The organism is Pseudomonas sp. NFPP12 (assembly GCF_900103205.1).
In the GTDB taxonomy this organism is placed as follows: Bacteria; Pseudomonadota; Gammaproteobacteria; order Pseudomonadales; family Pseudomonadaceae; genus Aquipseudomonas; species Aquipseudomonas protegens.
The window spans coordinates 397,533-420,696 of sequence record NZ_FMWW01000004.1 but is presented as its reverse complement, the minus strand read 5'-3'; the positions used below and the strand labels follow the sequence as shown (position 1 = coordinate 420,696).

18 protein-coding genes are annotated in these 23,164 nt (G+C 63.1%); 8 read left to right on the top strand and 10 right to left on the bottom strand.

Features of this window, described 5'->3' with window-relative positions:
• Positions 1-54: 54 nt before the first annotated feature.
• Together sulA and lexA are read right to left on the bottom strand one after the other, a co-directional pair.
• A complete protein-coding gene (sulA, locus tag BLS75_RS19030) occupies positions 55-528 on the bottom strand; it encodes an SOS-induced cell division inhibitor SulA (RefSeq protein WP_011060268.1) in 474 nt (157 codons plus the stop codon).
• Positions 529-538: 10 nt separating this feature from the next.
• The gene (gene lexA, locus BLS75_RS19025) at positions 539-1,144 is read right to left on the bottom strand and encodes a transcriptional repressor LexA (protein WP_011060269.1); all 606 of its coding nucleotides are present in this window, start codon (positions 1,142-1,144) and stop codon (positions 539-541) included.
• Positions 1,145-1,395: 251 nt separating this feature from the next.
• On the opposite strand from lexA, the gene BLS75_RS19020 reads away from it, so the two are divergent.
• Together BLS75_RS19020 and nagZ are read left to right on the top strand one after the other, a co-directional pair.
• A complete protein-coding gene (locus tag BLS75_RS19020) occupies positions 1,396-2,103 on the top strand; it encodes a TetR/AcrR family transcriptional regulator (RefSeq protein ID WP_011060270.1) in 708 nt (235 codons plus the stop codon).
• Between the two features lie 180 nt (positions 2,104-2,283).
• Positions 2,284-3,282 carry a beta-N-acetylhexosaminidase gene (gene nagZ, locus BLS75_RS19015; RefSeq protein ID WP_176876765.1) on the top strand — a complete coding sequence of 333 codons (999 nt, stop codon included), beginning with the start codon at positions 2,284-2,286 and terminating at the stop codon, positions 3,280-3,282.
• A gap of 54 nt (positions 3,283-3,336) precedes the next feature.
• Here nagZ and BLS75_RS19010 read toward each other — a convergent pair whose 3' ends face one another.
• From BLS75_RS19010 to mfd, 3 genes are read right to left on the bottom strand one after another with little or no spacing between them, the layout of a single operon-like run.
• Positions 3,337-6,027: a DEAD/DEAH box helicase gene (locus BLS75_RS19010; RefSeq protein WP_072451564.1), complete on the bottom strand. Its 2,691-nt coding sequence runs from the start codon at positions 6,025-6,027 to the stop codon at positions 3,337-3,339.
• 11 nt (positions 6,028-6,038) lie between these two features.
• Positions 6,039-6,605: a CsiV family protein gene (locus BLS75_RS19005; RefSeq protein ID WP_011060273.1), complete on the bottom strand. Its 567-nt coding sequence runs from the start codon at positions 6,603-6,605 to the stop codon at positions 6,039-6,041.
• A gap of 10 nt (positions 6,606-6,615) precedes the next feature.
• Positions 6,616-10,065 carry a transcription-repair coupling factor gene (gene mfd, locus BLS75_RS19000; protein ID WP_011060274.1) on the bottom strand — a complete coding sequence of 1,150 codons (3,450 nt, stop codon included), beginning with the start codon at positions 10,063-10,065 and terminating at the stop codon, positions 6,616-6,618.
• Positions 10,066-10,418: 353 nt separating this feature from the next.
• On the opposite strand from mfd, the gene BLS75_RS18995 reads away from it, so the two are divergent.
• Entirely contained in the window at positions 10,419-11,882 is a 1,464-nt protein-coding gene (locus tag BLS75_RS18995) for a glyceraldehyde-3-phosphate dehydrogenase (protein ID WP_011060275.1), read from the top strand.
• Between the two features lie 114 nt (positions 11,883-11,996).
• Here the strand turns inward: BLS75_RS18995 and BLS75_RS18990 are convergent, their stop codons facing one another.
• Positions 11,997-13,295: an MFS transporter gene (locus tag BLS75_RS18990; RefSeq protein WP_072451563.1), complete on the bottom strand. Its 1,299-nt coding sequence runs from the start codon at positions 13,293-13,295 to the stop codon at positions 11,997-11,999.
• A 328-nt stretch (positions 13,296-13,623) separates the two neighbouring features.
• Between BLS75_RS18990 and BLS75_RS18985 the strand changes: the two genes are divergently transcribed.
• Together BLS75_RS18985 and sthA are read left to right on the top strand one after the other, a co-directional pair.
• Positions 13,624-14,598 (top strand): FAD:protein FMN transferase, encoded by a 975-nt coding sequence (locus tag BLS75_RS18985; protein ID WP_072451724.1) that lies wholly within the window; start codon positions 13,624-13,626, stop codon positions 14,596-14,598.
• Between the two features lie 201 nt (positions 14,599-14,799).
• Positions 14,800-16,194, top strand: coding sequence for a Si-specific NAD(P)(+) transhydrogenase (gene sthA, locus BLS75_RS18980; protein WP_011060278.1), 1,395 nt, complete (start codon positions 14,800-14,802; stop codon positions 16,192-16,194).
• Positions 16,195-16,236: 42 nt separating this feature from the next.
• Here the strand turns inward: sthA and BLS75_RS18975 are convergent, their stop codons facing one another.
• Together BLS75_RS18975 and BLS75_RS18970 are read right to left on the bottom strand one after the other, a co-directional pair.
• Positions 16,237-16,959: a glycerophosphodiester phosphodiesterase gene (locus tag BLS75_RS18975; protein WP_015634820.1), complete on the bottom strand. Its 723-nt coding sequence runs from the start codon at positions 16,957-16,959 to the stop codon at positions 16,237-16,239.
• A 50-nt stretch (positions 16,960-17,009) separates the two neighbouring features.
• On the bottom strand, positions 17,010-17,597 hold the full coding sequence (locus BLS75_RS18970; RefSeq protein ID WP_011060280.1) for a PilZ domain-containing protein: 588 nt from the start codon (positions 17,595-17,597) through the stop codon (positions 17,010-17,012).
• A 94-nt stretch (positions 17,598-17,691) separates the two neighbouring features.
• Between BLS75_RS18970 and BLS75_RS18965 the strand changes: the two genes are divergently transcribed.
• From BLS75_RS18965 to BLS75_RS18955, 3 genes are all read left to right on the top strand, one after another.
• A complete protein-coding gene (locus tag BLS75_RS18965; RefSeq protein WP_011060281.1) occupies positions 17,692-18,942 on the top strand; it encodes a lipoprotein-releasing ABC transporter permease subunit in 1,251 nt (416 codons plus the stop codon).
• A 7-nt stretch (positions 18,943-18,949) separates the two neighbouring features.
• A complete protein-coding gene (lolD, locus tag BLS75_RS18960) occupies positions 18,950-19,633 on the top strand; it encodes a lipoprotein-releasing ABC transporter ATP-binding protein LolD (RefSeq protein WP_015634822.1) in 684 nt (227 codons plus the stop codon).
• Between the two features lie 71 nt (positions 19,634-19,704).
• Positions 19,705-20,949 (top strand): lipoprotein-releasing ABC transporter permease subunit, encoded by a 1,245-nt coding sequence (locus BLS75_RS18955; protein WP_011060283.1) that lies wholly within the window; start codon positions 19,705-19,707, stop codon positions 20,947-20,949.
• Between the two features lie 68 nt (positions 20,950-21,017).
• Here the strand turns inward: BLS75_RS18955 and BLS75_RS18950 are convergent, their stop codons facing one another.
• Together BLS75_RS18950 and BLS75_RS18945 are read right to left on the bottom strand one after the other, a co-directional pair.
• The gene (locus BLS75_RS18950; RefSeq protein WP_072451562.1) at positions 21,018-22,379 is read right to left on the bottom strand and encodes a heavy metal sensor histidine kinase; all 1,362 of its coding nucleotides are present in this window, start codon (positions 22,377-22,379) and stop codon (positions 21,018-21,020) included.
• Positions 22,379-23,059, bottom strand: coding sequence for a heavy metal response regulator transcription factor (locus BLS75_RS18945; protein WP_015634824.1), 681 nt, complete (start codon positions 23,057-23,059; stop codon positions 22,379-22,381). The genes BLS75_RS18950 and BLS75_RS18945 overlap by 1 nt, the downstream gene beginning before the upstream one ends.
• Positions 23,060-23,164: the final 105 nt, after the last annotated feature.

Sequence of the window (23,164 nt, the reverse complement as noted above, 5' to 3'; positions counted from 1 at the left end):
ATCCTGGAGAAGCCTTGTGTCATTCAAGCGTAAATCCCACGCTTTCCCGGTGTTTCATCCCAGGCGAATATTCAGGCTCTGCGCATCGCCAGTCCGTGCGGCGCTGATCAGCTGTTGCCGGGCGCTGGCGCTCAACGGGTTCAACCAGCTGACTACGGTATGACTGCGGCCCAGGCGCAGGGCCTCGCAGGCGAGCTGTTGCGGGCTCTGATTGCCCCGGGGGTGCAGTAGCAGGATCCCCTCGCGATTCAGGCCGGCGTCCCGTAGCCAGCTTTGGGTCAGGCTGGAGGGCGGGGCGATCAGTGTCAGCCAGCGCGCGTCCTGGTCCTGGCTGAGTTCCCGAAGGATCGGTGCCAATAGGTTCAGGCAGTTCCCGGCGGCGCCGCGTAACGACAGCTCGCTGAAGGCTTCTGGATCTTTGTTCCAGGGCGATTCGACCACTTCCTTGAGGGCGGGTGCCAATGGCTGGGCCAGGAACGCCTCGAACAGTGGCAGTTGTGCTTGCTGTGGTGTGTGGGGGAACTGCATGGAGCCTCCTTTAGCGGCGAATGACGCCGACACTCAAGCCTTCGATCACCAGATCCTGATCTTTCAGGTTGACTTCGATGGGGGCGAATTCAGGGTTCTCGGCAATCAGCCAGACCTTGCTGCCTTCGCGCTTGAAGCGCTTGACCGTGACCTCATCGCCGATGCGCGCCACCACGACCTGGCCATTGCGGGCCTCGCGAGTGGTGTGTACCGCCAACAGGTCACCGTCGAAGATGCCGATGTCCTTCATGCTCATGCCATGGACGCGAAGCAGGTAGTCGGCGCGAGGGTGGAAGAAGGTCGGGTTGATATTGCAGGACTCTTCGATGTGCTGCTGAGCCAGGATCGGTGCACCGGCGGCGACACGGCCAATGATCGGCAGGGTATCGTCGGCCTTGGCTTCGAAGCCGGGAATGCGGATTCCGCGGGAGGCACCCGGGGTCATCTCGATGGCGCCCTTGCGGGCCAGGGCCTTGAGGTGTTCCTCAGCGGCGTTGGGCGATTTGAATCCCAGTTCCTGGGCAATTTCCGCACGGGTGGGCGGGTAGCCGTTGTCTTCGAGGCAACGTTTGATAAAAGCCAGAATCTCAGCTTGGCGTGGCGTCAGTTTTAGCATGTCGATCGCTCTGTCTTTTTATACAGTGACTGGGATTATATACAGTGAACGTCGCTTGGCAATCCTCCTTTTGCCTGAGGTGGCCGAGCGGTTGTCATCCGGGGGCCGCAATCACGCGCCGAAGGCTGGCTACAGTGGCCGGCAGGTGTGATTAAATAGCGCGCCGGACGGCTTGCGCAGAAGCCGGCAGGCTTGACATTGCAAAGCCTGAAACGTATGTTTCAAACAAGTGTTTGTCAGGCGGAGTAGCCATGGCCCAGTCGGAAACCGTTGAACGCATTCTCGATGCTGCCGAGCAGTTGTTCGCGGAAAAAGGTTTTGCCGAAACCTCATTGCGGCTGATCACCAGCAAGGCCGGGGTCAACCTGGCAGCGGTCAACTATCATTTCGGGTCCAAGAAGGCCTTGATCCAGGCGGTATTCTCGCGTTTCCTCGGCCCGTTCTGCATCAGCCTCGATCGTGAGCTTGAGCGTCGCCAGTCCAGGCCGGAGAACAAGCCGAGCCTGGAAGAGCTGCTGGAGATCCTCGTCGAGCAGGCCCTGGTAGTGCAGCCGCGCAGCGGTAACGACCTGTCGATCTTCATGCGTCTGCTGGGACTGGCGTTCAGCCAGAGCCAGGGGCACTTGCGGCGTTATCTGGAGGACATGTACGGCAAGGTGTTCCGCCGCTACATGCTGCTGGTCAACGAAGCGGCGCCGCGTATTCCGCCCATCGAGCTGTTCTGGCGTGTGCACTTCATGCTCGGCGCTGCGGCGTTCAGCATGTCCGGGATCAAGGCGCTGCGGGCTATCGCCGAAACCGATTTCGGGGTCAATACCTCCATCGAGCAGGTGATGCGCCTGATGGTGCCGTTCCTCGCCGCCGGCATGCGTGCCGAAACCGGCGTCACCGACGAAGCCATGGCCAGCGCCCAGCTCAAGCCGCGCAGCAAATCGGCCCCGGCAGCCGCTAAGGCCTGACCCACGGGTGGGCGCGACAGCTTACATCCGCTAAGCTAGCCGCCCATGCCGATTCTCGTTCTATATCACGTGCCTTCCCTGCGCCGATGCTGCTCGGCCGGCTGCATCCATGCGGATGCGGCTAGAACAGCGTTGCCTGGAAGCCATCGTAGTGCTTAAGGAATTTCTATGACTGCTGGCCTGCAAGGCTCTTTGATGGTGGACGTCGCCGGTACCTGGCTGACGGCCGAAGATCGCCAACTCCTGCGCCAGCCGCAGGTCGGTGGGTTGATCATCTTCGCTCGCAATATCGAACATCCGCGCCAGGTACGGGAGCTGTGCGCGGCGATTCGCGCGATTCGCCCGGACCTGTTGTTGGCCGTGGACCAGGAGGGCGGCCGGGTGCAGCGTCTGCGCCAGGGCTTTGTGCGCCTGCCGGCCATGCGTGCCCTGGCCGACAATCCGAATGCCGAGTACCTGGCCGAGCAGTGTGGCTGGGTCATGGCCACCGAGGTGCTGGCGGTGGGGCTGGACCTGAGCTTCGCCCCGGTACTGGACCTCGATCACCAGCGCAGCGCGGTGGTGGGCAGCCGGGCTTTTGAGGGCGACCCCGAGCAGGCGGCGTTGCTCGCCGGTGCGTTTATCCGCGGTATGAACAGCGCCGGCATGGCCGCTACCGGCAAGCACTTTCCCGGGCACGGCTGGGCCGAGGCCGACTCCCATGTGGCGATTCCCAATGACGAGCGCAGTCTGGATGAAATCCGTGCCAAGGACCTGCTGCCCTTTGCTCGTCTGAGCACGCAGTTGGCGGCAGTGATGCCTGCGCACGTCATCTATCCGCAAGTCGACCCTCAACCGGCCGGCTTCTCGCGCTACTGGTTGCAGGACATCCTGCGTGGAGAGCTGCAATTTGACGGGGTGATCTTCAGCGATGACCTGTCCATGGCCGGCGCCCATGTCGTCGGGGACGCGGCAAGCCGGATCGAAGCGGCGCTGACCGCCGGTTGCGACATGGGGCTGGTATGCAATGACCGTGCTGCCGCCGAGCTGGCCCTGAGTGCCGTGCAGCGCCTCAAGGTGCAGCCTTCGCCACGCATCGCGCGGATGCGTGGCCAGGCCTTCGCCAATATCGAGTACAAGCAGGATCCGCGTTGGTTGGCGGCGCTGGGCGCGCTCAAGGATGCCCAGTTGATCGACTGACGACTTTGCAAGGGGACTCCGGACAATTCTGGATGCCCCCGCACGTGGCCGGTCTCAGCGGCCGCCCTTGTTGTCCGGCAGTGGGGCGAACAAGGCTTCGATGTCGTCGCTCTGCAGCTTCCAGTCACCGGCCTTGCGCCCATCAAGCACGCCTGCCGCCAGGTCCGATTTTTCCTGCTGCAGGTGCTGGATCTTTTCTTCCACCGTACCTCGGGCAATCAGCTTGTAGACGAACACGGGTTTTTCCTGGCCGATGCGATAGGCGCGGTCGGTAGCCTGGCTCTCGGTGGCCGGGTTCCACCACGGGTCGTAGTGAATCACCGTATCGGCTTCGGTCAGGTTGAGACCGACACCACCAGCCTTGAGGCTGATCAGGAAAATCTGCAGCTTGCCGCTCTGGAAGTCCCGTACCGGAGTGCGCCGGTCCCGGGTCTGGCCGGTGAGCAAGGCGTAGGCGATGTTGCGCCGCTTCAGCTCGGCCTCGATCAGGCTCAGCATCGAGGTGAACTGCGAGAACAGCAAAATCCGCCGGCCCTCTTCGAACAGTTCTTCAAGCATTTCCATCAGGCTGTCGAGCTTGCCTGAGGAGCTGCCCCGTGTGGGTGGCGAGTCGTTGACCAGGCGCAGGTCGCAACACACCTGGCGCAGTTTGAGCAGGGCTTCAAGAATGATGATCTGGCTGCGCGCCACACCTTTGCGGGTGATTTCGTCGCGCACTTTCTTGTCCATGGCCAGGCGCATGGTTTCGTAGACATCACGCTGCGCCTCGTTGAGCTCGACCCAGTGGATGATCTCGGTCTTGGGCGGCAGTTCGGTGGCCACTTGCTCCTTGGTACGGCGCAGCAGGAAGGGCTTGATCCGGCCGTTGAGGTGCTGCAGGCGCACCTCGCTGGCGTGCTTTTCAATCGGTACCCGGTAGTCACGGTTGAAGCTCTTGGCATCGCCAAGCCAGCCCGGCATGAGGAAGTGGAACAGCGACCAGAGCTCTCCCAGATGGTTTTCCAACGGCGTGCCGGACAGGCACAGGCGCTGCCGGGCATTGAGTTCCCGAGCAGCCTGGGCGGCCTTGCTCGACGGGTTCTTGATGTACTGCGCCTCATCGAGGATCAGCACATGCAGGGGCTGGGCCGCCAGCAGTTCGATGTCCTTGGGCAGCAGCGCATAGGTGGTCAGCAGCAAGTCATGGTCGCCCAGTTGGGCGAAGTGTTTCTTGCGCCCGGCGCCATACAGCGCCAGTACCTTGAGCTGCGGGGTGAAGTGCGCGGCCTCGTCCAGCCAGTTGGGAATCAGGCTGGTGGGCATTACCACCATGCAGGGGCGGTCCAGGCGCCCGGCGTTCTTCTCGCTGAGTATGTGCGCCAGGGTTTGCAGGGTCTTGCCCAGGCCCATGTCGTCGGCCAGGATGCCGCCCACTTCCAGCTGGCGCAGTGACTGCATCCAGCTCAGGCCTTCGAGCTGATAGGGGCGCAGGGTGGCGTTCAGGCCCTGGGGCGCCGGCGCCGAGTAGTCGCGGATGTCCCGCAGGCGCTGGGCGAAGGTGCGAATGTGTTCGCCGCCTTCCCATAGCAGTGGCAGGTCCTGCAACGGGTTGAGGCGGGTGGCGTCGGCGCTGCTCAAGCGCAGGGTGGTATCGCCGGGTTCTTGCAGATAGAACTCGCCCAGGGTTGCCAGTACCGGCTTCAGGCGGCCATAGGGCAGTGCCACTTGCAGCGGGCCATGCAGGGAGTTGGGCCGATGGGGAATGTTCACCAGGATCAGCTCGTCGTCGCGGCGCTTGGCCAGGCGCTCCGGATTGAGGATCTCGGTGTGTGAGCGCATCAGGTTGAGCAAAATCGGCAGCAGGCTCAGGCGCTCGCCGTTGACGATGATCCCCAGTTCCAGGTCGAACCAGTCGCGGCCCGGGGCCTCGTCGACACTGGCGTACCAGTCGTCCACTGCCGTCAGGTCGAAGCCGAAGCCCTCGTCGATCTGCAGCTCCCAGCCCTGGCTGCGCAGCTTAGGCAGTTCGTTGAGAGTGAAGGTCAGCCAGGCGCTGTCGTTGACCATCTCGAACAGCTCGCCGGCGCTTTCCGGGAGTGCCTTGCTCTGCCGGGTGGCGATCTTGAAGCCCAGGCCTCGCAATTGCTCGCGCCAGCCCTGTTCCAGCTCGGGCTGGCGCTTGATGCGCAGGCTCTGGTGTTCCTGGCGGATGATCACATCGGTGTTCTTCTGCCCGCTGGCGTACTCGCCCCTGTAGTTGAACGACAGTGCGGCGCGGTGCTGGATGTAGCGCTGCATCTTGCCGTTGCGCGGTTCGAAGGCGCTGAACTCGATGCTTGCCAGCCACAGCCGCGGCACTGGGCGCACGTCCTCCAGTAGTACCTGGGGCAGGGCGGCGGGGCGACGGCTGTCGAGGACTGCGGAGAGCTTTTCCAGCAGTTCGGCGTCCTGGGCTGCCGCCGGGTAGGCCAGGGTTTCCTCCACTTGCAGCAGCACCGCAGCGATGTGCTTGCAGTTGCTGCGTACTGGGCAGGTGCAGTGGGCGTCGATCAGCAGCAGGTTGCCCTTGCTCGATTCGCGCAGGGTGATGGTCTGCCGGTACACGGTGCCGCCGGAGCCTTCGCAACTGGCGGTGATAGCGCTGTCTCCGGCCGTGGCGATGCGCACGCGTTTTTCCAGGGCGTAGCGCCGGCCACGCTCCAAGGCTTGTTCCTTGAAGCGGTTGACCCAGGAGGAGGCCAGGGGTTTGGTCAGGGGCGGGGTCATAGGGACTTCGATCAGTCCGGAATTTCAGTTGGAGCGGGGCGCGGTGCCGGTGCGGTCAGCGAGGTGATCTTGATCAGCAGCGCCAGGTGGCCGTTGTCCAGGTAGTTGAGCTGGCCATTCTTGGTATGGCTCTGCTGTTTCAGGCGCTCGCTGCTGGTGACCAGGCCGTTGCTGTCGATCTGGTTGACCCAGAAGTCCGCGTCCACATCGGTGAAGCGCCCGAGCTTCAGGCTCAGGGTGCCTTCGATGGGGAACTGGCCGAACTGTTCCGGGCCATCGCTGAGGGCAACCTTTACCGGGGTTTCCCCCAGGGTCTGTTGCCAGGCCTTGTGCAACAGCACGCTGTAGCTGCCGCTGGCGCCGAGCTTTTCCACGATGCTGCCCAGGGCTGGGGTACGCAGGCTGTCCGGGCTCAGCCGTTGAGCGCCGGCGGCCCAGTCTTCGGGGGCTGCACGGCTGACGATCAGCGGCTCGGCGTTCTGCCGTACGAGGATCATTTCCACCTGGTACAGGTCATCGGCAAAGGCCGTTGGCGCGACCAGGGCCACGAGCAGGGTCAGGGAGCGGAACAGGCGCATGGGGCGTCCTTCAAGCAGATTTCGGGGTGAGGCGCTCAAACAGTGCCTCCAATGTATTAAAGCGCTCTTCCGGGCGCTCCATCGGCACCATGAACTTGAACAGGGTTGCGCCTTCGAATTTGTAGCGTTTGGGCTGGCCCTGGATCAGTTTGATCAAGGCCAGTGGATCTACCGGTGTATCTGCGGCGAACTCGATGCGGCCGCCTTGTGGGCCGCCGTCGACCTTCTTGATCCCCAGTTGCTCGGCCTGGAGTTTGAGCAGGGTCAGGCGGATCAGGTTCTTGGTCGGCTCCGGCAGCAGGCCGAAGCGGTCGATCATCTCCACTTGCAGGTCCTTCAGGCCGTCCTCGTCGGTGGCGGAAGCGATGCGCTTGTAGAGGATCAGGCGGGCGTGCACGTCTGGCAGGTAGTCCTCGGGAATCAGTGCCGGCAAGCGCAGGTTGATTTCCGGGCCGCCACCCAGTGGCTGGTCGAGGTTCGGTTGTTCGCCCTTGCGGATGGCCTTCACTGCGCGTTCGAGCATTTCCATGTAGAGGGTGAAGCCCACGGCCTGGATCTGCCCGCTCTGGCCGTCGCCCAGCAGTTCGCCAGCGCCACGGATCTCCAGGTCGTTGGTGGCCAGGACGAAGCCGGCGCCCAGGTCCTGGGTGTTGGCGATGGCCTCCAGGCGTTTTTCCGCGTCCGGGGTGATCTGCTGGCGCGGTGGCGTCAAGAGGTATGCGTAGGCCTGGTGGTGGCTGCGCCCGACTCGACCGCGCAACTGGTGCAACTGGGCCAGGCCGAACTTGTCGGCGCGCTCGATGATGATGGTGTTGGCGCTGGGCACGTCGATGCCGGTCTCGATGATGGTCGAGGCGATCAGTACGTTGAAGCGCTTGTGATAGAAGTCGCTCATCACTTGTTCGAGTTCGCGTTCGCGCATCTGCCCGTGGCCGATGCCGATCCGCGCCTCGGGTACCAGTTCGGCCAGGTCGGCGGCGCATTTCTCGATGGTCTTCACGTCGTTGTGCAGGTAGTACACCTGGCCGCCACGCAGCAGTTCGCGCAGCAGGGCCTCTTTGACCGTGCTCTTGTTCTGCTCCATGACGAAGGTGCGCACCGACAGGCGCCGGGCCGGCGGGGTGGCGATGATCGACAGATCGCGCATGCCCGAGACGGCCATGTTCAGGGTCCGCGGGATCGGCGTGGCGGTCAGGGTCAGGATGTCGACTTCGCTGCGCAGCGCCTTGAGCTGCTCTTTCTGGCGGACACCGAAACGGTGTTCTTCGTCGATGATCACCAGCCCCAGGTTCTTGATCTTCACATCGTCCTGCAACAGCTTGTGGGTGCCGATGACGATGTCGATCTTGCCTTCGGCGAGGTCCGCCACCGCAGCATTCACTTCCTTGGTGGACTTGAAGCGGCTCATCACTTCCACGGTCACCGGCCAGTCGGCGAAGCGGTCGCGGAAGCTGTTGTAGTGCTGCTGGGCGAGTAGGGTGGTGGGCACCAGGATCGCCACTTGCTTGCCGCCGTGGACTGCGATGAAGGCAGCGCGCATGGCCACTTCGGTCTTGCCGAAGCCCACGTCGCCGCATACCAGACGGTCCATGGGCTTGCCCGACAGCATGTCCTCGCGCACCGCTTCGATGGTGCTCTGCTGGTCCGGGGTTTCCTCGAAGGGGAAGCCGGCACTGAAGGTGGCGTAGTCGGCCTTCGGGTCAGCAAAGGCATAGCCTTCGCGGGCGGCGCGGCGGGCATAGATGTCCAGCAGTTCGGCAGCCACATCGCGCACCTGTTCGGCGGCCTTGCGCTTGGCCTTCTGCCAGGCTTCCGAGCCCAGGCGATGCAGGGGCGCGAGGGCGTCGTCGCTGCCGGTGTAGCGGGCGATCAGGTGCAGGTTGGCCACGGGCACATAAAGCTTGGCGCCCTCGGCGTATTCCAGGGTCAGGAACTCGGCGGCCTGGTTGTCGATTTCCAGGGTGGCCAGGCCCAGGTAGCGACCGACGCCATGGTCGATATGCACCACCGGCGCGCCTTCACGCAGCTCGGTGAGGTTCTTGATCACTGCATCGTTGTTGGCATCGGCGCGCTTTTCCCGGCGCCGACGCTGCATCACTCGCTGGCCGAACAACGGGCTTTCGGCCACCAGGGCCAGGGCCGGATCGTCCAGCACCAGGCCTTCGTCCAGCGGGGCGATGGTGATTGCCAGGCGTTCCTTGCTGGCGACGAAGTCCGGCCAGCTGTCGACGGTCTTGGGCCGCAGCTTGAGGCGCTCCAGCAGCTCCAGCAGCACTTCCCGGCGGCCGGCGGATTCGGCGGTGAACAGCACTCGCCCGGGGAACTCGTCGAGAAAGCCCGAAAGTGCTGCCAGCGGCTGGTTGGCCTTGGCTTCGATGGCCAGGTTCGGCAGCTCGTGGGCCGGGAAGCGTTCGCGGCCGACACCGGTTTCGATGTCCTGCTGGCTGGCCACCACTCGCGGCCAGTTCTTCAGCCGGGCGAAGCAGTCTTCCACTGGCAGGAACAGTTCGGCCGGGGGCAGGAGCGGGCGCGAAGGGTCGACGCGGCGCTCTTCATAGCGGTTGCGTACATCGTTCCAGAAGTTTTCCGCGGCCTGTTCGATGCCCGGCAGGGAAAACACCTGGGTGTCCTGGGGCAGGTAGTCGAACAGGGTCGAGGTCTCTTCGAAGAACAGCGGCAGGTAGTACTCGATACCGGCCGGGGTAATCCCGCTGCTCAGGTCCTGGAAGATCGGGCAGCGGCGGAAGTCCACATCGAAGCGTTCGCGAAAGCGCGCCTTGAAGCGGGTCACCGCTTCTTTCTGCAGCGGGAACTCCTTGGCCGGCAGCAGGCGCACCGAGTCGACCTTGTCGATGGAGCGCTGGTTCTCCGGATCGAAGGTGCGCAGGGTCTCGATTTCGTCGTCGAACAGGTCGATGCGATAGGGCAGCTTGCTGCCCATGGGAAACAGATCGATCAGTGCGCCGCGCACGGTGAATTCGCCGTGTTCGTAGACGGTGTCCACGTAGCGGTAACCACTGGCTTCCAGGCGGGTGCGCATCTGTTCCACATCGAGCTTCTGGCCGACGTCCAGCACCAGGCTGCTGCCCAGCAGGAACTGGGTGGGCGCCAGGCGGTGCAGGGCAGTGGTGATCGGCACCACCAGCACGCCATGTTCCAGCTCCGGCAGCCGATAGAGGCTGGCGATGCGCTGGGAAATGATGTCCTGGTGCGGCGAGAACAGGTCGTAGGGCAGGGTTTCCCAGTCAGGAAAATGCAGCACCGGCAGATCCGGGGCGAAGAAGCTCAGCTCCTGTTCCAGCCGGTCAGCGCTTTGGCTGTCGGCAGTCAGCAGGAGGGTGAAGCGCTTGGCAGCGCTGGCGGCTTCGGCGATGGCCAGGCTCAGGGCGGCACCGGGCAAGTTGCCCCAATGCTGTTTGCCGGCGGCGGCAGGGAGTAGCGGTAGACGCAGGACGGGCACGGACGGTCAAGCTCCAAGCGTTGCGACAAAGTCGGTAATTGTAACGGCCCCGGGCAGCCACTGTCAGTGGCTGATGCGTCTAATACGCTGGTTGGGGCAAATGTAGTGGCTATGACAACAAAATGCGCTTCTTGACCTGAAATGTAGTGCCGATTGCGGCTGGTGTTACGGAGGGTTACAGACAGGCTGGTGTGATGTCCAAAAAATTGACGCTGCTGGAAGCCGCGGTTTTACTGGTCTCCAGCACAGTGGTGTTTTTTTGCAAGGGCTTTTTGTTACGTTCCGCACGACAGGCGCGCATTGCTACGACAGGAACTGGGCGGCATAATGTAGCCCCTTTTTTCTGCCCCTACATGTGGAAGGTTCCCGTGACTCAGAAGCCCGACCAGTGTCTTGGTGAATGGATCGACCGTGAAGCACTCGCAGAAGCGATGATTCCGCTTATCGGTCAGCTCTACCGCAATAACAACGTGGTGAGCTCGATCTATGGCCGCAGCCTGATCAACCAGTCTGTCATCGCGATTCTCAAAGCTCACCGCTTTGCTCGCCACCGTTCCTCCGACGATAGCGAACTCTCCGTCCACGAAACATTCCCTCTGCTTAAAGCCATGAGCGAGCTCAAGCTCGGCGCGGCATCGGTAGACCTGGGCAAGTTGGCGTTCAAATTCCGTAACGAAGGCAATGGCCGCAGCGCCGAGCAGTTCGTTCGCGAAGAAATGGCTGATGTGGTTGGCCAGCAAAATGCTTCGGCCCGCAAAGGCACTGACGTAGTCCTGTACGGCTTCGGTCGTATCGGCCGTCTGCTGGCGCGCATCCTGATCGAAAAAACCGGTGGTGGCGACGGCCTGCGTCTGCGCGCCATCGTGGTGCGCAAGGGCGCCGAAAACGACCTGACCAAGCGCGCCAGCCTGCTGCGTCGCGACTCGGTGCACGGTTCGTTCAACGGCACCATCACCATCGACGAAGAAAACAACACCATCACCGCCAACGGTAACCTGATCCAGGTCATCTACGCGAAGAACCCGACCGAAGTGGACTACACCCAGTACGGCATCAAGGACGCTCTGCTGGTGGACAACACCGGTGTATGGCGTGACGCCGACGGTCTGGGCCAGCACCTGGCCTGCCCGGGTATCGATCGCGTTGTTCTGACCGCGCCAGGCAAAGGCAAGCTGAAGAACATCGTTCACGGTATCAACCACAACGAAATCACCGCTGACGACAAGATCGTGTCCGCCGCTTCCTGCACCACCAACGCCATCGTGCCGGTGCTGAAGGCTGTGAATGACAAGTTCGGCATCATCAACGGTCACGTCGAAACCGTTCACTCGTACACCAACGACCAGAACCTGATCGACAACTTCCACAAGGGCGATCGCCGTGGCCGTAGCGCCGCGCTGAACATGGTGATCACCGAGACCGGTGCTGCTACTGCTGCTGCCAAGGCCCTGCCTGAGCTGGCCGGCAAGCTGACCGGTAACGCGATCCGCGTTCCGACGCCAAACGTGTCGATGGCCATTCTCAACCTGAACCTCGAGAAAGCCGCCACCCGTGAAGAGATGAACGAGTACCTGCGCTACATGGCGCTGCACTCCGACCTGCACAAGCAGATCGACTTCGTCAACTCGCAGGAAGTGGTGTCCACCGACTTCGTGGGCTCGCGTCACGCCGGTGTGGTCGACGCTGAAGCGACCATCGTCCAGGACAACCGCGTTGTTCTGTACGTCTGGTACGACAACGAGTTCGGTTACAGCTGCCAGGTAGTGCGCGTGATGGAAGACATGGCCGGGGTCAACCCGCCAGCGTTCCCACGCTAAGCGACTGCTGAAATGAAAACGCCCCGACTTGTCGGGGCGTTTTTGTTTGTGGCTTGCGCCGGCAAGCCAGGTCGGCGCAACCGTAGGAGCTGGCTTGCCAGCGAAGCTTTTGTCTCAGGCGCCGCGCGCTGTTGCCGCTTGCGCGGTACGCAGTTCGTGGCGATTACCGCGGAACAGCACCAGGGTAGCCACCAGCCCCAGCACCGCCGCGCCACTGAGCCAGATGCCCGGTGCCGCCTGGTTGCCCAGGACGTGGATCAGGTAGGTACAGGCCGCCGGGGTAAAGCCGCCGAAGGTGGCAGTCGCCAGGCTGTAGGCCAGGGAGAAACCCGTGGTGCGCACTTCCACCGGCATGATTTCAGTCAGGGCCACCACCATCGCGCCGTTGTACGAGCCATAGAGGAAAGACAGCCACAGCTCGACGATCAGCAGGTGGCTGAAGCTGGGGTTGGCCACCAGCCAGGACAATGCCGGATAAGCCGTGAAGATCGCCAGGATGGTCGCCCCCAGCAGCAGCGGCTTGCGGCCGATCTTGTCCGACAGCGACCCCATGACCGGCAGCCAGAAGAAGTTCGACAGGCCGATGCACACGGTTACCAGCAGGGCGTCGAAGTCCGACAGGTGCAGTTCGGCCTTGCCGAAGGTCGGGGTGTAGGCGGTGATCAGGTAGAAGGAGACGGTGGTCATCACCACCAGAGCCATGCCAGCGATGACGATGCCGAAGTTCTGGCCGATGGAACGGACGATTTCCTGCAGCGAAGGGCGATGCTTGCGGGCCTGGAACTCAGGGGTCTCTTCCAGGGAGCGACGGATCATGAAGATCGCCGGAACAATCATGCAGCCCACCAGGAACGGCACGCGCCAGCCCCAGTCACCCATTTGCTCGGGGCTCAGCCAGTGGTTCAGGCCTACGCCCAGCAGGCCGGCGAAGACCACTGCGGCCTGTTGGCTGGCCGACTGCCAGCTGACGAAGAAGCCCTTGCGGCCCGGCGTGGAGATTTCGGCCAGGTACACCGACACCCCGCCCAGCTCGACGCCGGCGGAAAAGCCCTGCAGCAGGCGACCCAGCAGCACCAGCAAGGGCGCGGCGACGCCAAGGGTGGCGTAGCCCGGCACGCAGGCAATCAGCACGGTGCCCGCGGCCATCAGTGCCAGGGTAATGATCAGGCCTTGGCGACGGCCGTGACGGTCAATGTAGGCACCGAGGAAAATCGCTCCCAGGGGGCGCATCAGGAAGCCCGCGCCAAAGGTCGCCAGGGACAGCATCAACGAGGCGAAGGCGCTATCCGCAGGAAAGAAGGTCTTGGCAATCGCCGTGGCGTAGAAGCCGTAGACCATGAAGTCGAACATCTCGAGAAAGTTGCCGCTGACAACGCGAAAGATCGCCTTGCCTTTGCCCGTGGTCGTGGACATTTTTTTCACTCACTTTGGCTGTCTTGTTAGCAATCCCTGGTCGTTATGCGTCCCTTACTGCAAAGTCGGGGCTCGAGGCTGCGCGCTGAACAGTTTTGTAACGATATGTGTATGAAAGCCATCCGGCAACAAAAACTCTTGGGGTGGCAGGGCGGCTCTAGATCAAGGTTCTGCCCGTAGCCAAGGCGGTGGGACGCCGGGCAGGCGGCCTCCGTCTGTCGCATAATGGCCATTTGCACTGCCAGCTGGCCCAGCAGGGCGGTTGATCGGGAGGAACGCCTTGTCGGGTAAGCAACGATCGCGATGGAGCGCTTTGTACGCCGCGCTGGTGCTGTTGGCCGGTTGTGGCGGCGAGCGCCTGGAAAGCCTCTCCGGGCCGACCATGGGCAGCACCTGGTCGGTGCAGTATGTGCGTCACGCCCAGGGGCCGGCGCCGTCCCTGGTACAGGCTGAGGTCGAGGGGATTCTGGCCGAGGTCGACGGGCAGATGTCCACCTATCGCAGCGATTCGGACATCGAGCGTTTCAACGCCTTGCCCGCTGATAGCTGCCAGCCGATGCCGGAGCCGGTGTTGCAACTGGTGCGAGTGGGTGAGCAGTTGTCCCGGGACAGCGACGGCGCCTTCGACCTGACGGTGGAACCGCTGCTGGATCTCTGGGGTTTTGGCCCTCAGGGGCGCGAGGAAAAGGTTCCCGGCGCGTCAGCCCTGGCTGAGGTGCGGCAGCGGGTAGGGCACGCTCACCTGCGTATCGAAGGGCAGGAGCTGTGCAAGGATGCGCCGGTGGAGGTGGATTTCAACAGCATCGCCGCCGGTTATGCGGTGGACCGCATCGCTGCCCGGCTCACGCAACTGGGGATCGACAGCTTCCTTGCCGAAGCCACCGGTGAGCTCAAGGCCGTGGGTCGCAAGCCCGACGGCTCACCATGGCGGATAGCGCTGGAAGAGCCGCGTGATGACCAGCAGGTAGCCCAGCGGGTGATCGCCCTGGATGGTTTTGGCGTTTCCACTTCCGGCGACTACCGTAATTACTTCGAGCAGGACGGCCGGCGTTACTCCCATACCTTCGATGCCCGGCTCGGCCAACCCATCGCCCACCCGTTGGCCTCGGTAACGGTGATTCATCCTTCGGCGTTGATGGCCGATGGCCTGTCGACGCTGTTGCTGATACTCGGCCCGGAGGCGGGCTGGGACTATGCGGAAAAACACGGCATCGCCGGATTTTTTGTGATGCGCAGCGCTACAGGTTTCGTCACACGCAGCAACCCGGCTTTCGATGCGCTGCTGGCCGGGCAAAAACAATAACCTGGTGCGCTGTTGCGCAGCCTGTAGTGCAGGCAAAAGTAGCCTACGACGCGACCAAGGGTTAATGTGCGCGGCGTTGACGCTTCTATAGACTGTGCCCGGGTTCGTAACCGAGCCAAATTGATCCTTCATGCCGCTGGCCGCGGCATGATTTAGCCGGAGACGCCAGAAGGGTGTCTCGGCCTGTTCTGAGGAGTACGCATGGCTGTCTACAACTACGACGTAGTGGTGCTGGGCTCAGGCCCCGCTGGAGAAGGTGCGGCGATGAACGCCGCGAAAGCAGGACGCAAAGTGGCGATGGTCGATAGCCGTCGCCAGGTCGGCGGCAACTGCACCCACCTGGGTACCATCCCGTCCAAGGCCCTGCGTCACTCGGTCCGGCAGATCATGCAGTTCAACACCAACCCGATGTTCCGGGCCATTGGCGAGCCGCGCTGGTTCTCCTTCCCGGACGTGCTCAAGAGCGCCGAGAAGGTCATCTCCAAGCAAGTGGCCTCGCGTACTGGCTACTACGCCCGCAACCGGGTCGACGTGTTCTTCGGCACTGGCAGCTTCGCCGACGAGCAGACCGTGGAAGTGGTCTGCGCCAACGGCGTGGTGGAAAAGCTGGTAGCCAAGCACATCATCATCGCCACCGGTTCGCGCCCCTATCGCCCCGCGGATATCGATTTCAGCCACCCGCGTATCTACGATAGCGACACCATCCTCAGCCTCGGCCACACCCCGCGCAAACTCATCGTCTACGGCGCCGGGGTCATCGGTTGCGAATACGCCTCGATCTTCAGTGGCCTGGGGGTTTTGGTGGAGCTGGTGGACAACCGCGGCCAGTTGCTGAGCTTCCTGGATTCGGAAATCTCCCAGGCCCTGAGCTACCACTTCAGCAACAACAACATCACCGTGCGCCACAACGAGGAATACGACCGCGTTGAAGGTGTGGACAACGGCGTGATCCTGCACCTCAAGTCCGGCAAGAAGATCAAGGCCGACGCCTTGCTCTGGTGCAACGGCCGTACCGGCAACACCGACAAGCTGGGCATGGAGAACATCGGGGTCAAGGTCAACAGCCGCGGCCAGATCGAAGTCGACGAGAACTACCGCACCTGCGTGCCGAACATCTACGGGGCCGGTGACGTGATCGGCTGGCCGAGCCTGGCCAGTGCCGCCCACGACCAGGGTCGTTCCGCGGCCGGCAGCATTGTCGACAACGGCAGCTGGCGCTTCGTCAACGACGTGCCGACCGGGATCTACACCATTCCCGAGATCAGCTCCATCGGCAAGAACGAGCAGGAACTGACCCAGGCCAAGGTGCCTTACGAGGTGGGCAAGGCGTTCTTCAAGGGCATGGCCCGTGCGCAGATCGCCGGCGAGCCTCAAGGCATGCTGAAGATCCTGTTCCACCGGGAAACCCTGGAAGTCCTCGGCGTCCATTGCTTCGGCTACCAGGCTTCGGAGATCGTGCACATCGGCCAGGCGATCATGAGCCAGCCGGGCGAGCTCAACACCCTGAAGTACTTCGTCAACACCACCTTCAACTACCCGACCATGGCCGAAGCCTATCGGGTAGCGGCATACGATGGCCTCAACCGGCTTTTTTGAGCGGCTCCGGCCGGTGGCCTGAGCCGGCCGGGGAGACCGATTTCAGCGATTCTCGAGGGTGGCGCTGGCCAAACCGGGAAAGTCTGTAATCAGGCTATCTACGCCGAAGTCGGCGAGCCTGCGCATCAGCGCAGGCTCGTTGACCGTCCATACCGACACATGCAAGCCCTGACGCTGCGCCCGTTGCAGACGCTCTGGGGTGCACAGCGTCCAGTTCAACGCCAGAATCTCGCAGCCATAGCTCTGGGCGACCTTCAATGGGTCGAGCCAGGCGTATTCGGCTACCAGTCCGCGGGACAGGTCCGGGGTCAGCTCCACGGCGGCCTTCAATACTTCCCGAGAACTTGAGGTCACGGTGACCTTGTCCAGCAGGCCGAAACGCTGGGCCATTTCGCGAATCGCCAGCACTGTGGTGGCGGCGCGAGTGCGCGAGGCGCTCTTGACCTCCAGCTGCCAGTGCTCGAAGTCGCATTTCTCGAACAGCTCTTCCAGGCGCGGAATGGGGCAGGGGTTGACCCAGCCCGGGCCGCCCTTGCGCGCGTCGTAGGTCACCAGCTCGGCGGCGGAATGCTCCACCACTTTGCCGCGCCGGTCTGTGGTGCGCTTGAGGGTCGGGTCGTGGATCACCATCAACTCGCCGTCCATGGACAGGTGCAAGTCGAGCTCGCAACGACGCACGCCGTGCTTGAGGCACTCCTGAAAGCTGGTCAGGGTATTTTCCGGTGCTTCGCCTTTAGCGCCGCGATGGCCATAGATCAGGGTCACAATTGCTCCTTCACGGATGTTGTTCCTTAAGAGAGGGTCGGGCGTATTGCTCAGCCGGCGGCGGGGTCGCTCTGCTCCCGGGCCTGGCGGCGTTGCTGGGCCTGTTTCTGCAGGATATAGCGCGCCAGCAGCTGGCGTTGGGCATCGGTCAATGCTTCGAACTCGGTGCCGATCTCGAAGGTGCCAAAGCTCTGGGGCTCGCAGTGGGTGACCTTGGCCCGCAGCAGCAGGCCCAGGGCCTGCGGCATCAGCAACAGCTTCACCGCCAGGTGGCTGCCGGTTGGGTAGCACTGGTGATGGCTGAATTCGATGCCGCCCTCGGACAGAATGACCCGCTGCGGCTCGCCGAACTTGCCGAACACCGTTTGCGCCACCACCTGGCTGAGCAGGTCGATGCGTTTGTTCATGGCCTTGAGGTAGCTGGCCAGGGTGCGATCGCGCTCGCTGACCTGGCGCAGCAGATGCTGGGATTCGAATTCACTCAGGTGCAGTTCACTGAGCAGATTGAACAGTGGGGACTCATCCTGCAACACTTCCTTGCTCGCCGCGTCGAGGGCGGACAAGGGGCTAATTTCCAGTGCGATCGTGTCCTCGATACGGTAGTATTCGCGGCGATCTTCTTCATCTAATGTCGACATGGCGAACCCATGGTAGAGGCAGTGATCTGAGTGTAAAGCTGCTTACCAGGCCCCGCCACAAGGACGTCTTCTTTTCCTCTGCACAAGCCCCGACATGTTCAGACCTCTGTTTGCTTTTATCGGCACGCGTTACACCCGTGCAAAGCGTCGCAATCATTTTGTGTCATTCATTTCCCTGACTTCGATGATCGGACTCGCCCTTGGCGTGATCGTGATGATCGTGGTGCTGTCGGTGATGAACGGCTTCGATCATGAGATGCGCACCCGCGTGCTGGGCATGGTGCCCCACGCCACCATCGAATCCGGCGAACCCATCAGCGACTGGCAAAGCCTGGCCGACAAGGTCAAGCAGAACCCCAAAGTGCTGGCGGTGGCGCCGTTCACCCAGATGCAGGGCCTGTTGACCAACAACGGCCAGGTGCAGAAGGTGCTGCTCAATGCCATCGACCCTGAGCAGGAGCGGCAGGTGTCGATCATCGACCACTTCATGCAGCAGGGGCAGTTGGACGCGCTGGCGCCCGGTAGCTTCGGCATTGTCATTGGTGACAAGGCGGCAACCAAGCTGGGTGTCGGCCTGGGAGACAAGCTGACCTTCGTCGCCCCGGAAGTCACGGTGACCCCGGCCGGGATGTTCCCACGGATGAAACGTTTTACCGTGGTGGGCATCTTCCATGTCGGCGCCGGCGAGATCGACGGCTACCTGGGCCTGACCAACCTCCAGGACCTGGGTCGCCTGCACCGCTGGAAGGCGGATCAGGTACAAGGCCTGCGGCTGAAGTTCGACGACCTGTTCCAGGCCCCGCGCACCGCCTGGGAAATCGCCCAGCAGCTGGGTGAGAACCACTATTACGCCCGCGACTGGACCCGTACCCACGGCAACCTGTACCAGGCCATCCGCATGGAAAAAGCCATGATCGGCCTGTTGCTGCTGCTGATTGTCGCGGTGGCCGCGTTCAACATCATCTCGACCCTGGTGATGGTGGTGAACGACAAGAAGGGCGATATCGCCATTCTCCGCACCCTGGGAGCGACGCCGGGGACCATCATGGCGATCTTCATGGTCCAGGGCACGGTGATCGGCGTGGTCGGCACCCTGATCGGTGCTGTGCTGGGGATGCTGGCGGCGCTGAATGTGAGTGCCGCGATTTCCGCCCTTGAAGGCCTGATCGGCCACAAATTCCTGAATGCCGACGTGTATTTCATCGACTACCTGCCGTCGCAACTGATGGCCGAGGATGTATTGATGGTCTGCGGCGCGGCATTGGTCCTGAGTTTCCTCGCCACCCTGTATCCAGCCTGGCGTGCGGCGCGCACCCAGCCTGCGGAGGCGCTACGTTATGAGTGAGTTGGGCATGAGTGAAAAAGCAATCCTGAGCTGCCGCGACCTGGGCAAGTCCTATGAGGAAGGCCCGGAATCGGTAGTGGTCCTGTCTGGCCTGCAACTGGAGCTGCACCCGGGTGAGCGAGTGGCCATCGTCGGCACTTCCGGCTCGGGCAAGAGTACCTTGCTCAACCTGCTGGGCGGCCTGGATACGCCATCCAAGGGCAGCGTCTGGCTGGCGGGCGAGGAGCTTTCGGCGCTGGGCGAGAAGGCCCGCGGCCAGTTGCGCAACCGTGCCCTGGGCTTCGTCTACCAGTTCCACCACCTGCTGCCGGAGTTCACCGCGCTGGAGAACGTCTGCATGCCGCTGCTCATTGGCCGCACGCCGATCCCGGAAGCCCGTCAGCGTGCCACCGCGCTGCTGGAGCGGGTCGGGCTCGGCCATCGGCTGGAGCACAAACCGGCCGAGCTGTCCGGTGGCGAGCGCCAGCGGGTGGCCATTGCCCGGGCGCTGGTGAACAAGCCGGGGCTGGTGATGCTCGATGAGCCCACCGGCAACCTCGACTCGCACACGGCCCAGGGAATTCAGGACCTGATGCTGGAGCTCAGTACCTCGATGCGCACCGCCTTCCTGGTGGTGACCCACGACATGAACCTGGCTCGACAGATGGACCGCGTACTGCACCTGCAGGAAGGTCACCTGGTCGCCATCTGATGCGCCCGCACACGGCGTCGGCGGCTGGGCTGTCGATGCCGGGTCATTAATCTTTCCAGGGTGCCTTGCCCATGTTCAGACCTTTATCGATCTTTATCGGCACGCGCTACACCCGCGCCAAGCGGCGCAATCGTTTTGTCTCGTTCATTTCCATGACCTCGATGATCGGCCTCGCCCTGGGCGTGTTGGCGATGATCGTGGTGCTGTCGGTGATGAACGGCTTCCAGCGGGAAATGAGCTCGCGCATCCTCGGCATGGTGCCCCACGCCACTATCGTTGGGGTCAAGCCCATCGATGACTGGCAGCCGGTGGCCGCGGCGGCCCTGAAGAATCCGGAAGTCACCGCCGCGGTGCCCTTTACCGAGATGGAGGGCATGCTCTCCTACAAGGGGGCGATGCAGCCGATCCAGATCAGCGGCATCGATCCGGCCCAGGAAGGCAAGGTGTCCATCGTTGCCCAGCATATTGTCCAGGGCAGCCTGCAAGACCTGAAACCTGGCGAGTTCGGCGTGGTGATCGGCGAGATCACGGCCCGGCGCTTTCGTCTGAACGTCGGCGACAAGCTGACCCTGATCGTGCCTGAAGTGAGCACCGCACCGGGGGGGATCACCCCGCGCATGCAACGCCTCAACGTGGTTGGGGTGTTCAAGGTGGGGGCCGAGCTGGATGGCTCCATGGGCCTGATTCATGTGGCCGATGCTGCAGAAATGCAGCACTGGCAGCCGAACCAGGTGCAGAGCGTGCGCCTGGCGGTCAAGGACCTGTATGCCGCGCCAAAGGTCTCGGCGGATATCGCCAAGGGCCTGGGGGCGGACTTCCGCGCCGATGACTGGACCCACACCCAGGGCAGCCTGTTCAGTGCGATGAAGATGGAAAAGACCATGATCGGCCTGTTGCTGCTGATGATCGTGGCGGTGGCGGCATTCAACATCATCGCCACCTTGATCATGGTGGTGAATGACAAGGGGGCGGACATCGCGATCCTGCGCACCATCGGCGCCACACCACGGCAGATCATGGCGATCTTCATGGTCCAGGGGACGGTGATCGGTATCGTCGGCACCCTGATCGGTGGGGTGCTGGGGGTAATCGCGGCACTGAACGTGAGTGAGCTGGTGGGCTGGCTGGAAAGAATCAGCGGCCAGCAGATCTTCAGTTCCGATGTGTATTTCGTCAGTAACCTGCCTTCTGAACTGCAGGGCGGCGACGTGGTGCTGATCTGTGGTGCCGGCTTCGTTCTGAGCTTCCTGGCGACCGTGTATCCGGCCTGGCGCGCGTCCAAGGTCGAGCCGGCCCACGCTTTGCGCTACTCCTGAGACCCGCCTTCGCCTTCGCCGGCTCCTGTCCGATTGGTGCAGGAGCCGGCTGGCCGGCGAATAGTCCCTCAATCCTGCCTTGGCAACTCGATCACGAAACGGGTCCAGCCCGCCGCCGATTCGCATCGGATCTGCCCGCCGTGGGCACGAATGATCGACTGAGTGATCGCCAGCCCCAACCCCGCATGTTCACTGCTGCCTTCGCGCCGCGCCGGGTCGGCCCGGTAGAAACGGTCGAACAGGCGCGGCAGTACATCCTTGGCGATCCCTTCGCCGGTATTCTCGATGCTCAGGTTCAGGTGCCCGGCACTTTCGTTGATGCGCACCTTGACCGCGCCCCCGGCCGGCGTGAAGCGCAGGGCATTGTCCAGCAGGTTGGACAACGCCCGGCGCAGCATGCTGCGGTCCCCGGCAAAGCCGGCCTGGCCTTCACGGGTCAGTTCGATCTGTGCGTCTTCGGCCAGGGGGCCATAGAACTCCAGCAGCATGTCGGTTTCCTGGGCCAGCTCCAGCGCTTCGCGCCTGGGTGTAAGCAAGCCGTGGTCGGCCTTGGCCAGGTACAGCATGTCGTTGACCAGTTGCGCCATCCATTGCAGCTCCTCCAGGTTGCTGTGCAGGGCTTCGCGATAGTCCTCCAGCGGCCGGGGGCGGGTCAGGGTGACCTGGGTGTGGGTCAGCAGGTTCGACAGAGGGGTGCGCAGTTCATGGGCGATGTCGGCGGAAAATGCCGACAGGCGCTGAAACGACTCTTCAAGACGGCCCAACATGGCGTTGAAGCTGCTGGCCAATTCCGCCAGCTCGGCGGGCATCTGTTCCTGGGGCAGGCGCTGGGTCAGGGAACTGGCGGAGACCCCGGCGGCCACCGCGCCCATGCGCCGCAACGGGCGCAGGCCACTGCGGGCGGCCCAGGCGCCGAGCAGGGCAGTGGCCAGGGCCGAGAGGCCCACGGTGAGCCAGATCAGGTGTTGCATGCGCTGCAGAAAGTGCTGGTGATGGGTGATGTCGAGGATCAGGGTCAATTGCGGCGAGGCCGCCTGGGCGGGGTTCAGCGCTGCTGTGTAGAACCGGTAGGCGGTGCCGGCCTGCTCCAGGCTGCGCAGGCCGGCACCGCCAGGCAGAGAGGCGGGCAGGCCGGGGGCGCTGTCGAACCAGAGCTGGCCATTGACGTCGCCGACTCGTAGCTGCAGGTCCGGCTGGTGGCTCAGTTCGTCCTGCAGCCTGGCCTGGCGCGGGGGGAAGTCCCCGGCCTCGTTGACATCCTGCAAGGCGCTGCGCAGGGCCAGCAGCTTGCCGTCCAGCAGTTGCTGATCCAGTTCGATGAAATGGGCTTCGCTGGCGCGGCTGAACAACACCCCCGCCAACAATGAGACCACTGCTGTGCAGGCGGCGAACAGCAGCGCCAGGCGCCCGCTCAGGGACAGGCGGCGCATCAGGCCTGGCGCTCTTCGAGCACGTAGCCCATGCCGCGTACGGTATGGATCAGTTTGTTCGGGAAATCGTCGTCGATCTTCAGGCGCAGGCGGCGGATGGCTACTTCGATGACGTTGGTATCGCTGTCGAAATTCATGTCCCAGACCTGGGAGGCAATCAGCGACTTGGGCAGGACTTCGCCCTGGCGCCGCAGGAGCATTTCCAGCAGGGCGAATTCCTTGGCGGTCAGGTCGATGCGCTGGCTGCCGCGTTCTACCCGGCGGCGGATCAGGTCCAGGCGCAGGTCTGCCAGTTGCAGGCTGGTTTCCTGGGCCACGGCGCTGCCCCGGCGCAGTAGGCTGCGGACCCGGGCCAGCAGTTCGGAGAAGGCAAAAGGCTTGACCAGGTAGTCGTCGGCCCCCAGTTCCAGGCCGTGCACCCGGTCTTGCACGGCATCCCGGGCGGTGAGGAACAGTACCGGCACTTCCAGCCCGGCGCTGCGCACCGCCTGGAGGATCTGCCAGCCGTCGCGACCCGGCAGCATCACGTCGAGAATCAGCAGAGCGTAGTCACCGGTCAGGGCCAGGTGCTGGCCGGTGCTGCCGTCGGCCACCAGTTCGGCGTTGAAGCCAGCCTCGCTCAGGCCCTGGCGCAGGTAGTGGCCGGTTTTGGGTTGGTCTTCGACGATCAGCAGTTTCATGGTGGGACTCGTGGCGGTTGGAACCCGGGCTTTATACCGTGCAGCAGGCCAGGGCGGTGCAAGCTGACAAAGTTGTAATCTGCATGTCAGCTGGCTGGCAGCGGC

What these genes read in the sequence shown, in the direction of transcription:
- BLS75_RS18990 (WP_072451563.1), bottom strand. Translation starts at nt 13,295, where the DNA reads ATGTCCACGACCACGGGCAAAGGCAAGGCGATCTTTCGCGTTGTCAGC.
- BLS75_RS18965 (WP_011060281.1), top strand. Translation starts at nt 17,692, where the DNA reads ATGTTCAGACCTCTGTTTGCTTTTATCGGCACGCGTTACACCCGTGCA.
- BLS75_RS18955 (WP_011060283.1), top strand. Translation starts at nt 19,705, where the DNA reads ATGTTCAGACCTTTATCGATCTTTATCGGCACGCGCTACACCCGCGCC.
- BLS75_RS18970 (WP_011060280.1), bottom strand. Translation starts at nt 17,597, where the DNA reads ATGTCGACATTAGATGAAGAAGATCGCCGCGAATACTACCGTATCGAG.
- BLS75_RS19020 (WP_011060270.1), top strand. Translation starts at nt 1,396, where the DNA reads ATGGCCCAGTCGGAAACCGTTGAACGCATTCTCGATGCTGCCGAGCAG.
- BLS75_RS19010 (WP_072451564.1), bottom strand. Translation starts at nt 6,027, where the DNA reads ATGACCCCGCCCCTGACCAAACCCCTGGCCTCCTCCTGGGTCAACCGC.
- sthA (WP_011060278.1), top strand. Translation starts at nt 14,800, where the DNA reads ATGGCTGTCTACAACTACGACGTAGTGGTGCTGGGCTCAGGCCCCGCT.
- lexA (WP_011060269.1), bottom strand. Translation starts at nt 1,144, where the DNA reads ATGCTAAAACTGACGCCACGCCAAGCTGAGATTCTGGCTTTTATCAAA.
- sulA (WP_011060268.1), bottom strand. Translation starts at nt 528, where the DNA reads ATGCAGTTCCCCCACACACCACAGCAAGCACAACTGCCACTGTTCGAG.
- BLS75_RS18950 (WP_072451562.1), bottom strand. Translation starts at nt 22,379, where the DNA reads ATGCGCCGCCTGTCCCTGAGCGGGCGCCTGGCGCTGCTGTTCGCCGCC.
- lolD (WP_015634822.1), top strand. Translation starts at nt 18,950, where the DNA reads ATGAGTGAAAAAGCAATCCTGAGCTGCCGCGACCTGGGCAAGTCCTAT.
- BLS75_RS18995 (WP_011060275.1), top strand. Translation starts at nt 10,419, where the DNA reads ATGTGGAAGGTTCCCGTGACTCAGAAGCCCGACCAGTGTCTTGGTGAA.
- BLS75_RS19005 (WP_011060273.1), bottom strand. Translation starts at nt 6,605, where the DNA reads ATGCGCCTGTTCCGCTCCCTGACCCTGCTCGTGGCCCTGGTCGCGCCA.
- BLS75_RS18945 (WP_015634824.1), bottom strand. Translation starts at nt 23,059, where the DNA reads ATGAAACTGCTGATCGTCGAAGACCAACCCAAAACCGGCCACTACCTG.